9 protein-coding genes are annotated in these 16799 nt (G+C 50.3%); 3 read left to right on the plus strand and 6 right to left on the minus strand.

Going from position 1 to position 16799, the window contains the following annotated elements; genetic code table 11:
* Positions 1-347 precede the first annotated feature (347 nt).
* Together L4C36_RS09110 and L4C36_RS09115 are read right to left on the minus strand one after the other, a co-directional pair.
* Complete coding sequence (locus L4C36_RS09110; protein WP_428477493.1) at positions 348-1130, minus strand: DUF3306 domain-containing protein; 783 nt, start codon at positions 1128-1130, stop codon at positions 348-350.
* On the minus strand, positions 1120-1596 hold the full coding sequence (locus L4C36_RS09115) for a DUF3305 domain-containing protein (protein ID WP_428477494.1): 477 nt from the start codon (positions 1594-1596) through the stop codon (positions 1120-1122). Before L4C36_RS09115 ends, L4C36_RS09110 begins: the two co-directional genes overlap by 11 nt.
* Positions 1597-2113: 517 nt before the next feature.
* Here L4C36_RS09115 and fdhD point away from each other — a divergent pair.
* A complete protein-coding gene (gene fdhD / locus L4C36_RS09120) occupies positions 2114-3007 on the plus strand; it encodes a formate dehydrogenase accessory sulfurtransferase FdhD (RefSeq protein ID WP_428477495.1) in 894 nt (297 codons plus the stop codon).
* Positions 3007-3921: a substrate-binding domain-containing protein gene (locus L4C36_RS09125; protein ID WP_428477496.1), complete on the plus strand. Its 915-nt coding sequence runs from the start codon at positions 3007-3009 to the stop codon at positions 3919-3921. The genes fdhD and L4C36_RS09125 overlap by 1 nt, the downstream gene beginning before the upstream one ends.
* 249 nt (positions 3922-4170) lie before the next feature.
* On the opposite strand, the gene L4C36_RS09130 is transcribed toward L4C36_RS09125, so the two are convergent.
* A complete protein-coding gene (locus L4C36_RS09130; protein ID WP_428477497.1) occupies positions 4171-4536 on the minus strand; it encodes an MmcQ/YjbR family DNA-binding protein in 366 nt (121 codons plus the stop codon).
* Between the two features lie 148 nt (positions 4537-4684).
* Between L4C36_RS09130 and pbpG the strand changes: the two genes are divergently transcribed.
* On the plus strand, positions 4685-5560 hold the full coding sequence (gene pbpG / locus L4C36_RS09135) for a D-alanyl-D-alanine endopeptidase (protein ID WP_428477498.1): 876 nt from the start codon (positions 4685-4687) through the stop codon (positions 5558-5560).
* A gap of 78 nt (positions 5561-5638) precedes the next feature.
* On the opposite strand, the gene L4C36_RS09140 is transcribed toward pbpG, so the two are convergent.
* The 3 genes from L4C36_RS09140 to L4C36_RS09150 all read right to left on the minus strand — a co-directional run bounded on the left by L4C36_RS09140 (position 5639) and on the right by L4C36_RS09150 (position 16765).
* Complete coding sequence (locus tag L4C36_RS09140) at positions 5639-6565, minus strand: hypothetical protein (protein ID WP_428477499.1); 927 nt, start codon at positions 6563-6565, stop codon at positions 5639-5641.
* 4 nt (positions 6566-6569) lie between these two features.
* Complete coding sequence (locus tag L4C36_RS09145) at positions 6570-11963, minus strand: golvesin C-terminal-like domain-containing protein (protein WP_428477500.1); 5394 nt, start codon at positions 11961-11963, stop codon at positions 6570-6572.
* Positions 11964-12109: 146 nt separating this feature from the next.
* Positions 12110-16765, minus strand: coding sequence for an RHS repeat-associated core domain-containing protein (locus L4C36_RS09150; RefSeq protein ID WP_428477501.1), 4656 nt, complete (start codon positions 16763-16765; stop codon positions 12110-12112).
* Positions 16766-16799 lie beyond the last annotated feature (34 nt).

Raw genomic sequence — 16799 nt, forward strand, 5'->3', positions numbered from 1 at the left:
TCGTCACCGCTAGTCAGTGCCGGTTGAAGCGCATTGTTTTAAATCGGAAATTTAAAATAAAACGCTTCATACTTCTCTATAGAGCAATAACCGATCCAACTTTTCACGGAATAAAATGACCTAAAAGGAACTAGAATCCGAACGAGACAGTTTGACCGCATACTCTGGAGACATTTTGTCTCACCATCAAATGCGTACTGCGCCAAAATGTCCCGATCAATATTAAGGGTATTATTCCCTTTTTGTCCCAATTCAGATTTTCATCAGTTTTTTCGCTCGATGCGTGACGACTGAATTGCGTACTTCGCTCTTTTTTCTTATCGACGACCGCTGTCCGACAACTATAACTACAACTTCGCGACCGTCAGTGATGTAGGGTTTAGTTCACTGTTCGTGTTATCGGTACTGCTGTCTGTAATATCACTTTCCAAGGATGCGGTTGTTTGAGCAATAACTTGATCCGCTGTTTGATCAGCAAGAGATTCACCGTCTTCACAGTATTGCGCCAAGGAATCCGGTAAGGTCACACCAGAATCAATCTCATCCACAACGGTCGATACCGCCGATTCAGGGCGAGCCGTCTGTGATGTCGCCTCATCCAGCATACCTTCTACCTGTTCCACCGCTTTATTTACCCAGCCACGCAATTGCGCGGTGACCTTGGCATCAAGCGCCGGAATGTTTGAGAAGTCTTCGGTATGATCATCCATATCACTGATGTAATTAAATTCATCCGAATGGAAAAGCTTTCTCAGTGCCGCTTTCTTTACCGACTTTTCAACGCCGGTTTTCATGAAATTCGTCACACCCGAATCAAAAGAGACATTCACCACATCATTCAATGTCGGTAAGGCTGCCGCTTCCTGTTCATCCGTGACAACCTCTGTCGTGTTCGACTCAGTCGTTGTATCCCTCGTCTCCCTCTCTGTAAGGGCAGACTCCGTAAGGGCCGATGTATCACCACCAGCCCCTTCGCGATTCGTCCTATCCATCGCGGCATGATTAGCAACATCAACCGCTGAATGGCGAGTGTCTTGTGCGGATGAAGCGTCCGTTGGCGTATCCTGTGCCTTTTCTTCCCTGGCTTGTAGTTTGCGGTTTGACCATCGCTGGAAGAAATTAGTTGCCACTGGAGCGCCCTTTTCTGTCTTTGCTGTTGTCTTTACAGCGTTTCTTTCGGAATTCTAATTGCTCGCCATGGCGGCCAATGTACGCTTCCATCCACGCTTGTACCTGTAACGGCGTGGTGATGTGCAATACCTGATAGTCACCATCCATGTAACCACTTGCCAAACCTTGCGCTGCCGTGATCAGTAACGGCGACAGTTGTTCATTTTCTTCTACACACACAATGAACAAATGGGGATCACGCGAACTCAGGTTAAAACGATAATCAGAACGTTCATGCTTATGTAGCTCAAGCGGCAGGCAGTACCCACCGTCTTTCGCAGCAAGGAAGTCTTTCTCATCTTCATCGTAGAGACACACATCCTCAATCGACCAAGAAAGTGTTGTCCAACGTCCTATTTGCTTTTCTTCAGAGACGAGTCGGAAGGCAATAGGCCAAACCGTTTCGTCTTTATGTAATTCTGGCACGCTCACTCCTTACGCTTATTGATAGCTGTTGATGCGTTCTCTCTCGCGATAACGGCCACCATGATGCGATCATGACGCCGTATTCTGACAAGTCTATTCTGGCTAGAGTAAAGCAAAGAGTAGGCCAACTTTTCTTATCCATACCATCAACACGACCGACTGCGGTTTTTCTCATCACTTTGTAAGGCTGTTGTCTTCTCGCTTGCCTCTGCGTCAGCCCCCGTTATTCGGTCTGACTCTGTGCTTCATCCACCAGCACAAGCAGATGTGGAATGAACTTTGCTTATAACTTTGCTTATAGTGAGATTAAGCACAACCTATGCCGAGCCCCGTCGCATTAGTCCAGCCTTTACAGCATCGTGGCAACGTGACGCTTATCCATAATGCTTAGCGGCGTTCTCTGTGGCTGAATGCGATCACTTTAGAGAATAGTCTGACTGACTCATTTCGCGAATCGACGAATTCGCGTCTCTTACAGCACGGCATATACTTTTATTTTTTACAGCAGGAATGTTTGATGAGCCAATTGCCAAAAATCATTAAGACCCACTCGTCGGTCAAGCAAACCATGACAGTTCAAGTGATGGATGAATATGGCGATGTGATGGAGAAAGAAATCGCCTGCGAACACCCCTTGACGGTTTACCTGAACTGGGTAGAAGTCGTGACCTTAATGACGCTGGGTGAGCGCCCGTCTGCGTTGGTGCTGGGTTACTTGAAAAACCAAGGCTTTATTGAAGACATTAGTGCCATTGAATCGCTGATCATTGACTGGGAAACCAACTCTGCTGCCGTCATTACGCGCGAGAATACTGATGGCCTTGAGAAAAAGCTGTCAAAGAAGACGGTGACCTCGGGTTGTGGTCAAGGCACCATGTTTGGCAACGTCATGAAAAAGTTGGAAGGCGTGCAATTGCCACAGCCAAAGATTACCCAGTCGATGCTATACGGCCTACTGGAATCGCTAACCCATCATAACGAAACCTATAAAGCCGCCGGCGCCGTTCATGGCTGTGCCGTGTGTAAAGACACGAGCATTCTATCGTTTGTGGAAGATGTGGGTCGTCATAATGCCGTTGATACCCTAGCCGGTGAAATGTGGCTAAAAGGCGAAACCGGCGCTGATAAGATTTTCTATACCACAGGCCGTTTGACCTCAGAGATGGTGATTAAAGTCGCGCAGATGGGCATCCCCGTTCTGTTGTCTCGTTCGGGTGCCACACAGATGGGTTACGAGTTAGCGAAGAAGTTAGGCATTACCATGATTGCCCGCGCTAAAGGCCACCGTTTCCAAATCTATAACGGCAGCGAGAATCTTATCCTCGACGTAAAGGGCGATGCCGCGACAGACAAACAAGTGAATGCAGATACCGATGCACACCAAGCCGCGAAAAAACGAGGTGATGCGTAATGGACGCGCCGTTTCCCGAATTCATGAATGCCAAGCAAGTGGCTGAATACCTCGACCTGAACGAAAAGAAAGTCTACGCCTTAGCGAACGATGGTTTACTGCCAGCAACAAAGGTGACGGGTAAATGGTTATTTCCCAAGGCGATGCTTGATAAATGGTTGCTCGATTCTTGCCATAACGGCGCGTTGAATGATCGCTTGTTGATTGCAGGTTCAGACGATCCCCTCTTACAGATGGTAGTGGGTGATATGGCCAACAAACTCGGCAGTACCGCGTTAGTGGGTTACACCTCTACCGGCACACGTCAGGGTTTGTCGATGCTGAGCAAAGGCCATGTAGATATGTGTGCCATTCATTGGGGTCATGCCGAAGAAGCCGCGTTACGTCACCCTGCGTTATTGCAACAGTATGCCGGTCATAAGAATTGGGTGTTGGTGCATGCTTTTGAGCGTAAGCAAGGTTTAGTGGTGTCACAAGAAATCGCCGAGTGCGTGAATAACCGTTCGTTAATGCCACAAGAGTTAATCGCGTCTCGCTGGCGTTGGGCGCTGCGTCAGGAAGGTGCTGGCAGTATGCGTGCCTTAGGCGAATGGCTACATAATCACGCTTATACCGTCGATATGTTGACCTCTGTGGGTGTGTGTCACAGTGAGCGAGAGTTGGCCTCTGCCATTGCCCGTGGTGAAGCCGATGTGGGTTGCGCCAGCCAGAGTACCGCTGGGGAGTTTGGCCTTGGCTTTATTCCTTTGTGTACCGAAGCGTTTGAGTTGGTGATCCCGAAAAACATTTACTTCCGTGCCCTGCCGCAGCAATTACTGCAAGCCTTAGCGGATACCGAAGTGCAAGGTAAAGGTGACAAGTTAGGTGGCTACCAGTTTGAGCGTACTGGCGCGCAGATGTGGAGTGCCAAGTAGCGAATCAAGGCTAATAAGCCTATCAAGATAAACAAAAGGGAGTGCTATCACCGACAATGCGTCGTGATGGCATTCCCTTTTTTGTGTCCGAAATCAGCTGAAAGGTGTGATGGATTGTTGATTACGCCGAATCTGCAAAAATACAACTATGATAGCAATTCAAAACAAGGGGTCGATAACCACTAGCCAAAGAAGCCATCTAAATCAGAAGCATTAAAGTCACCAACGCAATAATGCCATCAGGGATTATTATATCCACTCCAACATCTGCAAACGGGTGCGTTCGCCTTTGGGTAATTTACTGACCACCAGCGCGTAAGATTGCTTGGCTAAATCACAGATCATGCTACCGCTTACATCTTGCTCCAGCGATACGGTGATCCAGTGTTGTTTGTTCATGTGATACCCCGGCATAATCCCTTTGAACTGCTCAGCCAGAAAGATATTGTCCACTGGCGTCCCTTTCAGGGTGACTCGCCATTCCCCGTAATAGTGCGCAACCAGCGCAAACATTTTGCCGGAGACCTTAAACACCTCCGCATCCGGACCAAACGGGTAACTGCTGTCAGATTCCGGTAGCTGTGCAAGGTAGTCAACAAGATCGGTATGTTCCATGTTTACGGCTCCAGATTAAGGTTTCTTTTGAGTTTCTATTGATAGAAATGCCAATTAATTAGAATGGCGCTAGCGAGGACACTGAAATCACGATACGCTTGAATTTATAAATAACAGCCGCTGCATTTTACCTGAAACGGGAGACACTTTGATTCGTCCACTTAGCACTTTACTCCTCCTTGTCGTCAGCGCCACCAGCTTTACGACACTTGCCAGCAACATTGAAACCGCGTCAGTCAGTGCCTATGTCAGTGAACTCAAATCCGGCGATGTGGTGTATCAGAAAAATGCCGATGTAGTGATGCCTATTGCCTCGCTCACCAAAGTGATGACCGCCATCGTGGTGTTAGATGCCAAGTTGCCACTTAAAGAACCATTGACGTTTGATACCACCGACAAAGAGCGCATCTATAACGGCTATTCACGCATTAGAATGCAATCACAACTTACCCGTGGGGAAGCACTGCGTATTGCATTGATGTCTTCTGAAAACTTGGCCTCTGCCGCCTTAGCCGATAACTACCCAGGCGGCCATACCGAGTTTGTGAAAGCGATGAATAAAAAAGCCAAACAGCTCAGCATGACTCACACCCATTTTGTCGATAGCTCAGGCCTGAGCCCCGACAATGTCTCGACGGCGACCGATGTGCACAAGATGATCGTAGCCGCAAGCAAATACCCTGACATAAAAAAATACAGTACGACCGTGGTACATACGGCGTATTTTAAAAAGCCGCGTTACAAATTAGGCTACACCAACACCAATGCGTTAGTACGTGGGAACAAATGGGACATTACCCTGAGCAAAACGGGTTATCTCGATATCGCTGGTCACTGTCTAGCGATGATTGCCAACATTAATAAGCAAGACTACGTGATGGTGACACTGGATGCGTACGGAAAAAGGACACCGCTAGGCGATGCGAGTCGTATCAAGAAGTGGATCACAACCGGTGACAGTGGCGATATTTCTGATTCTGCCGAGCATTATCAGCGCACAAAGCTGAGTGCCTTAGCGCAATAGCCCGCCTTTTGTTATACGGTCAGCGCCGAAATACCATTCGGCGCTCGACTTCATGCATTTCTTACTTCGTACATTAACTTACATCGACTGACAACGTGTCTCTCGTTTCCGTTGTTGTACCCGCGATAAAATCTGACTTTGATTTATAGCGTATTGTTCCAATGCGGGTAAGCCCCCCTCCAGCACAAACAAGGCTGCGCGCAAAGTGTCAGGCACCGTCTCGCGCTTTGTTTGCATCGTCTTCACCAAAGCGTGATCCATCAGAAGATAGCGATCCATGTTGAAGGTATAGGCGGCTTGCGAAAACAATGATGTCAATTGTTGTTCTGTATAAATATAACCCCAGCTGCCCAGTTCCGATTCAGCCACAAACTGATCCGGCGTGATGCGCGGAATCGTAAAGGGTATCTCTTCGCGTTGCGCTTGATGTTGCTTGGCCTGCCAAGCGTTCACCCCGCCTAACAAGATTTTTACCGGATAACGCAATTGCGCATTAAGTTTGGCGGTTTCGATTTCGACATCGTGATAATTGATGCCATTACCCAACAGCAAAATCGGTTTGTCATGCAGGTAGGTTTTATGTTTGATGGCGCGCAGAGACAGCCGGAGTGTCCCCGGGATGTTATACGCCCCTTGCGTGATATCGACCACATGCCAGCTTATCTTATTGTCTGGTATCGCCATGGCATACAGATCCGGATTGCGCTCGGTATGACTGGAAACCGGTAAGACAAAATCAAACAGGACATTCAGCGGTGTGTCATCCGCAATCGCATCACATTGCTGCCCGTCGGCATGTTGATGCCATGCGTTTTTCGGCCCAGTTTCGCTTGCCGTACCGTTTGCGATAGCGGGCAGGCTCAGCGCACTCAAACACACGCCAACAAACAGACTCCGTACCCGCCACTGCGCTGGAAACCGTTTCGCCCGCATTTGCGTAAGCGGTACCGTAATCAGCGTCGGAAGTGCTGTCACCTTTTTCATTACATCGGGCATCGTGTTCATCCCGTTACTCCACTTTCGTCAGGCGAACCGCATCTGCCACCACAACGCCCCAGAAATAGTCGTTTTCAATGCTGACTTTCAATGGTCCCGGTTGCAGAGTTAACTCCCCAAGATGACGCCATTTCCCGCCATTGAATTTCTGTGACACCGTTTTACTGTCCAATTGTGAGCGCGCATTCGATAAGGTGTAAGTCACCGAACCACTGCGATCATCATCTGCTGTCCACATCGCTTCTACGCGGTAGGTGCCCGCTTCCGCAATTTGAGCCTGCCAATACGCTTCCCCCCAACGGGAATAGGCATAATCGGCGTTTGCAAAACCGGCCACTTGAGTGCTATTAGTCCACGAACCGGATTCAGCATGGAACGCTTCAGACGCGTTATCCAAAATGATGGCCGTGGCATCACGTTTCACAAATTTCACCGCATCTGCCACCACACAGCCATTGGCGGCATCATTGTTCACACTCACGGTCGCCATACCGGCATCAAAATGGTACACACCGAGCGATTGCCATTCCCCGCCACCCTGACGCTGGTTTTTCAATAATGACGTATACAAATTGGCACTTGCCGGCCCTAAAAGAGCAGATGTTGATGCCGGCACAGTCGGTGCATTGTGATACACGGTATAACGGGCATTAGACGCTCGGCTTTGATGCGCCGACCAATTGGTAAACACTTCATACAAGCCTTCGTGGTGCAATTCCACATCCCATGCCGCGCGTCCTTCGATACCCGGACACATCAGCCCGTAATCATCCCCTTGATACCCCGCATACTGCTGACTCACATCTACCGCGCCAGAGGCCGAGAAATCAATAGAATGGTTATCCACTTCCAGCGCATGACGAGAGGCACCCGCCACTTTTTGCACTTTAATCGCATCCATCGCGACGGTTGCAGGGCGATTCAATTGCGCGGTCAAATCGTAGTAACCGGCCTTCAGCCAGTATTTCCCTAACGAGGCCCACGAGGCACTGCCAGCCTTCTCTTTCTCAGAAAATGCCGCTGATAACGTATGATTCACGTATTGAGATGAAAGGCCAAAAGTTAATGCTTCATTGTCAAAACCGGGGAGATCCCGAAATGCCAAGGCGTACCAACCATCTTCACGAATACGTAATCGCCATTCACTTTGCCGCGCAGGATCATCGACGTTATGACTCATCACATGGTAGCCATGCCCGATGAAACCGCTGACACGATCATCCAATGCGGCGGTTTTATCCAATGACGCTTCAACCATGGCATCATCCACCAGCAAATACGCCGATTCATTCACTTTGATCGTCGCAGGTGATTGCGCCACCACGGTATGTGCATCGTCTTTAATGATGGCGGTGACTTTATACAAACCCGGATTGAGCGAATGGGTATCCCATTGGTAGCGACTGTCGAGATCATCTTCATTCAACGCCGAGACCATCAATTGGCTTGGTGAATCCAGCGGCAACATACGGACTTTGTCGGCAATGATATGCAAGCCTTGATGTGCATGAGTCGATACAGGCGCTGAGTCATTGTCATGCAACTGCAGCGTCAGGTCGCCCTCTGCCAGATTGAATACGCCCAATGACACCCAGCCTTCGGTTGGCTGTACATTCACTGTCGACGTAACACCGTCTTTGTCCGTGACGGTGTAACTCACCGTTTGTGGGTAATCATATTCAGCCGTTGGCCAGTAGGTTTGCAGTTCGTAATAGCCCGCTACAGGAGCGGCCATACGCCATGTCGCTTGCGCGCGTTGTGATACTGAGGCTGTTGATAACACTCGTGATGAGGCAGGCTCTTTTGATGACTCTTGCTTATCGGCGGCTTGCTTGCCTTGCAACAGCGCCTTTTGGAACGCTTTCACTATCGGTGATTGAGAAAGTTGTGGCGGCGAGGACGCTGGCGCCTCTGGCAACAAGACATAATAGTAACCTTGTTCGCCCGCATTCACTTCCACCCAACCCGCGCCGCTAACACTAAAATGATCGCCTTTGGTCGGCGTATCGATGCTGTCGGCATAATTGGTGTAATACAAATCAACCGATGCGCTGCTGTCCGGATCTTCATCGCGCCACGCCAGTGTAATGGGCTCACCCACATTCACTTCGAGATCTGCGTGTGGTTTCAACCAACGCAATGTCGGGGCGGTATCCGCCAATTGATCATCCACGTAAAAGCGGGATTTATCGGTCCATTCACTGTAACGGCCGTTTTCATCACGCGATCTGACACGCCAGTGGTACCAGGTGCGATCTGTTAAGGCGCGATTCACCTGAAACGTCGGTTCTGCCGCCATGCTGGTCGTCACCAAACTGGCCGACAGCCCTTCGGCGTACACTTCAAATTCATACTCAAGGAGCGTAAGACGGTCGAGGCCTTGTAATTCGCTATGTTGCAATTCCAGTACCGGTGCCGTACTGGCTACCCAAGCACCATGGCCAGGGTTCTTTACCACCGGTCGGCGTAATGCCGTTTGCGCTTGTTCTACCGTGAACTGACCATTCAGCACATCGCTATACGCATCGTTATCATCAACCGCTTTGACCCGCCAATAATACGATTGACCGGCCTGTAGTTGATCAACACGCCATGCCACATCGCCATCGTCTTGTGGCCAAATCAATTGACCCCGTTTCGCCGCAGAAGTAAATGTCGGCACGGTATCCAATTCAAACGCATAACCAACACTGTGACCATCACGATCATCGGCTTGCGAGACCACAATATCCACATACCCGCTTTCGGCTTGATCCAACGCGATCACGTCGCCATGACGTGGCGCAATCAAATCCGGCATGGCCGGACGCGCATTGGCTTTCAATACCGTAAATTGCGAAACCGCAGAGTGGGATGCCGCGCCATCAGGATCGGTCGCGGTGACTTGCCAGAAATAATCCGCCCCTTCCAGTAACGATTCCGTCGATTGCCATTGCGTGCCCCCTGTTGCATGACCCACAATGGCACTCGATTGCGCGACCTGTTTCGTCAACCCTTCATCGCTGTACAAGGTAAAGGTGTACGTCAGCTCGCGTCCTTCCGGATCGTCCGCATTCATCACACTGAGTACCGGCATAAAGCTATCCACACTGGTGGTATTCAGCGGCGAATTCAACCGCGGCACAGTGGGTGCCTCATTCACTTGATTGAGGTAAAAGTCGCCGTAATTCCATGTACTGTACACATCACCATTAAAGGCCCGAACGCGCCAATAATAATGCTGATTTTCCGTCCATACCCCGCTCGGTTGCCAAGATGTTTGTTGTTCGCCTTCTTCCACAGGGCCAGAGGCAACAAACGGCTGAGTCATGCCCGCATCGGTAAAGACTTCAAAGAAATAGGTGATCGCTTTGCTGCCAGCATAAGCGGCATTGTTCACCGCTAATGCGGCTTTAGGATCAAGAACCACACCAGCAAGCGGTGCCGTAATCGTAGGGGTATGCGGGCCATTATCCAAGGTTGGGTTACTGCCAGTTTCAAACTCTTCAAAATCCGGAATACCGTCATCGTCATAATCCCCGATGCCGTCACGATCCAGCGTCATGAAGTGTTTGCGCTCCCACTCATCGTCCATGCCATCGCCATCAATGTCATAGCTGGGATTCACCGCCAACAACACTTGCTGATTGGTATAACGTTCACCGTCACTGGCCGACACAATGATCGGATAGTTACCCATTTGTCCGGGCTTTATCGGCCAATTGAAACGCGCTTTGCCATTGGCGATCTCCACCAGCGTGGCACCGGGTGGCAATGGCGACACCGATAACGTCAGGGGATCATCATTGATATCTTCTGCATCAATATAAAAATCTAAAATGCCGCCTTCATGGCCAACCATATCCGGGATATAACGCATCAATGGCGCAGCGGGTTGCTCGGCGCGATCGCTGAAATCAAGGACATACTCGCCCGTACTTTGGGTATCAAACAGGTGTAAATCATACGACCACACCTTGGTGTCTTCATTAAACTGCTTGGAAAACCACACATTCTTCGGATTCAACAAACGACCATCGCTGCGCAGTACTTGCACAATGGCTTTCTCGCCTTTGAACGGATCGGGGATACGCACATACGTCACCCCCACTTCTGCAGGGAAATTCAATTGATGCGTGTAAAGAACGGGGCGCGTTTCTTTCGCATCATGACGGGTCCTATCGTCATGACTCGCATCAACATCGTCTTTACCTCTCGCTTGCTCATTAAGAGCGTCGGCATCAAACGCCATGGGTGAGGCCGCGGGGGATCCGGAATCCATCAAAACATCGAGGGTATCTCCCTCTTCTTTGCCAGTACCTGACGGTGGATCCTGAGGTGAAGAGAGAGGTGACGTCATTTCGGTCAGGCGGGCGTGCAACGAATGATCAACCACAGGGATGTCTTTTCCCTCTGATTCAAACGCCGTCAGCACATCGCCTTTATAAGCCAGAAAGTCGGTAATGTGATCGTGCCCGGGCGATGCCACCAGCACGTCTTTAAGTAATTCATGGGTTTGTATCGCACCGACGAGCGTAGACAGTTTTCGGCCGTGTTGATCGGCATGACTGAAACGCATGTCAAAACCACGAAGGCGGGCTGTGCGGGCTGTTTCCATTTGCCAACGCCCTGTCACACTGGCTTGCGCAGGCAGATCGCCTAATTCCAGCATTAATGAGCGGCTGGTATCCGCGTCACCCACAAAGCTCTGCGTGATCGCGTAGTTAACGGGTTGCCCGACAGCATCTTCGACGATCTCGGTCACCGCGGTATCAATGTTCACCTGACGCGCATCGCCATGGCCGCTATTACGCACGCGCAGCCCCACCGTAAACGGTTCAACTGGCTCAATACCGACCGTACGCGGGTCATCACCATGCACATCGCGGGGTAAAAAATAATCCAATGTCAGCATCGGAATGGGCTGCACGCGCACAGAATCGGGCGTGACCGCAATCTCTTCCCGCAGATCATTTAAGGTATATGACAGTGAAGCGTTAGCGTAATACAGCGTGCCCGTTGGCATCTGCCCCCCACTGCCCATCGCCGGGACAATCAACCAGCGCGCCGTGGCTTGATGTGACGGCGGCAGATGGCCTTTTCCGGCAATATCGTCGATGCCTTCAAGGTGAGCTTCTTGAATAAAGAACGCCGCGTTGGGGTGTGCCGGATCGGAGGAGGCAATCACGGGATTACCTTGCTCATCAATAAAATGAAGGGTGATATGAATATTGTTCAGGGCTTGATGATCCAGCGCGTTATTCATGGTCATCACCGCCTCAAAACCTTGTCGTTCAAGGATCTGAGTTTGGTTGATCTCAAGCTCAACAACGGCACACAGGTTGCTCTCGCTCGCCTGCACAGATGAACCTGCACAAAGCAGAAGACACACCGCTAACTTTTTAAATTGCGTCAATTGCGATTCCACGAATAACATCCTTTGTTAAACGGCCTTTCCAAACGGTTGATGCCGTGACAAACGCATTACCTTCATGCTGAATGCCATATACCGTCTAAAACAGTGTGCCTGTTCTTTTCAGTCAGGTTTTAGTACCTGTTTTTTATACTGGCTTTTTAGTTAATAGTGACGTTAATCAACGACACCTGTGCTTTGCTTGCCATGCGATCAACCTGCTCACCCCGAAAAACCACGGGGGCTGACGCCGTACTCTGTAACACACGGCTATCTAGAGCAATTCTATCGATTAATTGCTTGTTTTTACCGACAAAAAACGTATGAGTGTTGGCAACATCCAAACTATAGCGGGTTGAATGTGTGATTTTGCGAGCCACATTCACAACGGCCGTCGTACTGTCTTGCTGCATATGCAGCCCATCGCCAACATTCAGATCGCCCGCCGTCATCCATACCGCGGCTGGTGCCTTGTCTTTGTTTTTGTCGATATTCGAGTCTGAGATCCCCGCGCCAACATAGGCCTTGTTAGAAAGCGGGGAAACAGGCGAAACATAAAACGTCTGTTCAGGACTTACCGTGACGTTGTCACCATTAGCCAGTGACAACACCACATATTCATGGCGTTGTGGTCGCGTCAAAATGCCGGTGACTGGCTGGTAGCTTTCCTGCCCGCTCCATTTATCCAATGACAGCACACGTTCACCCACCGTAATCGCCGTGATCGGCGTGAGTCCCGCTTCGGTATACACGACCTGTTCCGGATCGACATACCACGCCTCGGTGACTGATGCTGAAGCCGCTACCTGTGCCGTTCTTGATACTGGCGTTGACAGAACCGTAGATGACATGACCGATGGCGCTAACGTACAGGCTGTTAGATTTTGATTGCCTGATACCTCGCCTGCATCCCTACCCAATGGCTGAGAATGCAACGTCATCTGACGATGAGCATCGCCGAGGAATGCGGTTAACACATCATCAGCATGCAGGCTTTGTTCATGCGCATTTAGCCCCAAAGGAAGCTTCGGCGTGGTTGACTGTGCTTTTATACCGGTATCGTTCCCCGTCTCGGTGTATAGATTATCAGCAGTGGTAAAGGCATGGCGATCCGGCGTGGTATAGCGGCCGATTTCTGGATCGTAATAACGAGCTTGACTGTAATGTAAGCCTGTTTCATGGTCATAATATCGGCCAGCACGGCGAATGTTATTTTCAACCGTCTGTTCAGTGACAGGTCTTCGGCTGCTATCCGAATGGGGATTCTCAGAATAATGGTTATTCGCTTGAGGCAGTGACCACACTACCTGCCCCGTGCGATCCGTTAACGCATACGGGGTACCTTGTGGATCCGCATGGTAGTAATAGTATGTGCCGATATCTACCGTCGCTGCATCATCCGTCGCCGAGCTTGGGTTAGAATTGGAGGTAGAGTTAGGCACGCGAACAAACAGGGGCATATCACCTTCTTTGGCTGTTGGACGATACCCGTAGCTGCGCAGCACGTTGCCTTTCTGATCGTACTCGGCCAACAAACCAACATCGTTGTACAAGTAATAGGTCGTTTCCCCATCAATACCTTTCCGATTAATGGTCTTACTGACTCGCCGATCAAATGGGTCATAGCGGTAGTGTGTGGTGATGGGTTTTTCATGACTCGCTGTATTCTCTACCACCGCGATCAAGCGATCACGTGCATCGTAGGTCAATGCACGATCTGGCAACCGTTCAGATCCCGCTTCTCGTGTCGCTGATGTCTTCTCTTGCGGCATGTCTTGCGGCGTGGCGCGATGTTGATGATTGATACGCTGCTGGATGAGATTACCTTGTGCATCATACTGGTAAGTGATTTCCCCTCGTTGACTGAGTTGCCCGGTAGACAAATAATTCATCTCCAACACGTTATGAGCCATTCCTTGCGTTAGGCTTTCTAATCGCCAAAGCCCTGAATTCAACGCATGCCCGACCGACGGTGTGTCACCCAGCGTCAAAATCGGTTGTTGATATGCATTTTCCAACGTCACACGCAGGGGTTTGCCTTGGTGTGTGTAGCGGGTTTTTCTCACCACGCCACCCGGTAACATTTCTTCTGTCGGCAAGGTATCACCATGATAGCCACGTACGGTGATCGCCCCTTCACCTGGCAGTTTCACGCGCGTCACGCGATTGCGGTCATCGTAGTCATAATGGTATTCACGGCCATCAGGCATGATCAAGGTTTGGAGCATGCCGTCGGCGTAATAACGGTATTGGTAGCGTTTACTGAACGGCCCAAAGTCGACCGTTTCTGAGGTTATTCGCCCTTGCTTGTCATGGGTGAACACACCGGCCAATTTGCTGTTGTGTTTATTTGTGGGTTTATTTGTAGGTTTACGGGTACGCGTCTTACCGTGAGCCCCATCTTGCTTCGCGCGCCCAGATGTCACCGACCAACTGCGTAAGCGACCGGTTTTGTCATAACGGTAAGCCACGGTGCTATCAGGCGTTACCGTGCCTTCAACTGTATCTCGACCAATGCCTTGAACCACGGCAGGCTCCGTGGCGGTATACCACTTTTCTTGGCGCAGTTGATTAGCGTCATCGTAAACAAAATCAATCACGCTCCGGTTACTGTCAGCAACGCGCGTCACGTTACCATTCCCATCGTACTGCCACGTCCAAACACCAAGGCCCTCGCGCGCCTGACGAACAAGGCGTCCCCACGGGTCATATTCCATATCCACCGCGCGGTTGGCATCGTCTACAATCTGTGTCGGCGTATCCAAGAAAGCGTGCTGATAACGATGCACCTGATCCCCCTCCAACGAATCCGATAAGCGAGGGTGACCTACGGGTTCAACCGGTACCGCGATACGCTCACCATCTTCATGGGTAATGGCCACCAGCACATCCGCCTCATAATGGTAGGAGCGCATGGTGTCGTCAGGATGAATCACTGTAACTAACTGGTCATTGCCATTGTAGGTAAACTGCGTTTTTAGCTGGTTTTCATCCACAATCGCACGCAAATTGCCGACGTTGTCGTACTGATACGTTTTTTCTTGCTTGTTAGGGTTCATCTCCGCCGTCAAGCGGCTCACAGGGTCATAACGGAATTTCCACGTTTTTCCGCGGCCATCAATTACGGTTTGCGGTTGCCCCGTCACCGTATAATCACGATATTCCCATGTGATGGCATCATTGATCACCGTTTTGACCACATTCCCCATTGGGTCATACACCCAATCGTATTTAACAACGTGGTGTGACTGACCGCCTTGATAAATCGCCTGACTCAACAGCTTGTCACTGTTATAGCGGTAATCCACCGTGCGCTGCTCAGGCAAGCCATAGGCGCTGATCTTTTGCGTCAATAGCCCAGCATCATCGTATGAAAACATGGTGATAATGCCATGTTTATCCACCTGACGGGTCAGTACATTACGTTGTGGATGGTATTCCGAAACGGTGTCGTGCCCATCAAAATGGGTCACTTTGATCGGCTGTTGAAAGCGATTCAAGGTGACGGTTGTTAGCGGATTGTTGGGCTTTGGGGTTATGTTGAGCTCGGAGTTTATGTTGAACTTGGGGTTTATCTGGTCTGACTTGGTCTGCTGCTGAACAGCCTGATCTTGAATAAACAGCGTATCCCCTTGGCGCACACGGCGAATAACAGTCTGATCATCAATACGCACTTGCGTCACCGCGCCGTCACTGCCGTAGAACGTTTGTGTTTTTCGTCCGGTCGCGTCGATCTGTAACTGGTAATACGCTTGTTGTGCTTGATGGTAGGCATACGCGTAGCGCTGGGTATGCCCATCGGGGCCCGTCACCGACTGCGTGATCATTTGACGCGGTATGGTGAATGCCTGACAATTTTCGGTGCCGGGCAATACACTTTTTTCAATCGTCACTACGCCGGTTGGCGTTTGGGCCAACGGTTGAACGACCGACGGTTCATCCTGCCATCCAATCTGTCGTTCAAGCAAGCGCCATTGTGGGCCACGATCCGCACAGAGTTGTACAACTTCACCTCCGACAACGGCATTGGTAAAAATCCATGTTCTGTTTTCAGGATCAGTAAACGACGCTAACGCGTAAGGCGCACTCTTTTCTGTCTCTATGTTGCTCGCCTTTTCAAGGAACGTGTCATAGGTATATCGCCAGACTTGTCCGTTCACGTCTGTCACCGCCACCAGCGCTGCCCCTTGCCACTGATAGCGAACAGCTCGGCCGACACGGTCAACCACTGCCACAAGGCGATCATCAACATAGTCGAGCGTTAACACCGTTTGCCCGTGACGATCATTAACCGCCACCAATTGGTTCGCCGCATTATGCACAAATGTCGCGGTAGCTAGAGCCCCTTGACCGTAAGCCACAATGAACCCATCGTGGTCGTAACGGATCCAATCGTCGTCACGGTTATGCCAAATAAACCCGTCGTCGGTTTGCTCGATATATTTATTGACGTCATAACGGTAGATGCGGCCAGCGGCTTGGCGATCTAAGCGGTAGGCATAACCGTTGCGCAGTAATACTGTTTTATCATGACCCGTCGTAGCTTGTTCTTTGCCCTTCGGTTTGCTCTGTTCGACCGTCCGTAAATCGCCATAGTGCAGATTGGCCCACTGCGCGTTAAACGCCCAGCGCCCTTGGCTGAATTCACGTTGCCAAGTGATGTAGCCCCCCATGACGGCGACGCGAAAATCTTCCACCCGTTGTTGCATCAACCCCGTGTTATACGCAGGCGCCTGCTCAATAACCGTGGTAGCAAAAGCCATTGTCGGTACAAGGTGGGTCGCTATGGCCAAGATCAGGCCGATCTTTTTTTTCATCATCATCCTACTACGCACTTACTCTGTCATCTTT

Source organism: Photobacterium japonica (assembly GCF_050337005.1).
Classification (GTDB): domain Bacteria; phylum Pseudomonadota; class Gammaproteobacteria; order Enterobacterales; family Vibrionaceae; genus Photobacterium; species Photobacterium japonica.

Coding starts and splice junctions, on each gene's coding strand:
- fdhD (WP_428477495.1), top strand. CDS start 2,114: ATGAGCCAATTGCCAAAAATCATTAAGACCCACTCGTCGGTCAAGCAA.
- L4C36_RS09125 (WP_428477496.1), top strand. CDS start 3,007: ATGGACGCGCCGTTTCCCGAATTCATGAATGCCAAGCAAGTGGCTGAA.
- L4C36_RS09130 (WP_428477497.1), bottom strand. CDS start 4,536: ATGGAACATACCGATCTTGTTGACTACCTTGCACAGCTACCGGAATCT.
- L4C36_RS09140 (WP_428477499.1), bottom strand. CDS start 6,565: ATGAACACGATGCCCGATGTAATGAAAAAGGTGACAGCACTTCCGACG.
- L4C36_RS09150 (WP_428477501.1), bottom strand. CDS start 16,765: ATGAAAAAAAAGATCGGCCTGATCTTGGCCATAGCGACCCACCTTGTA.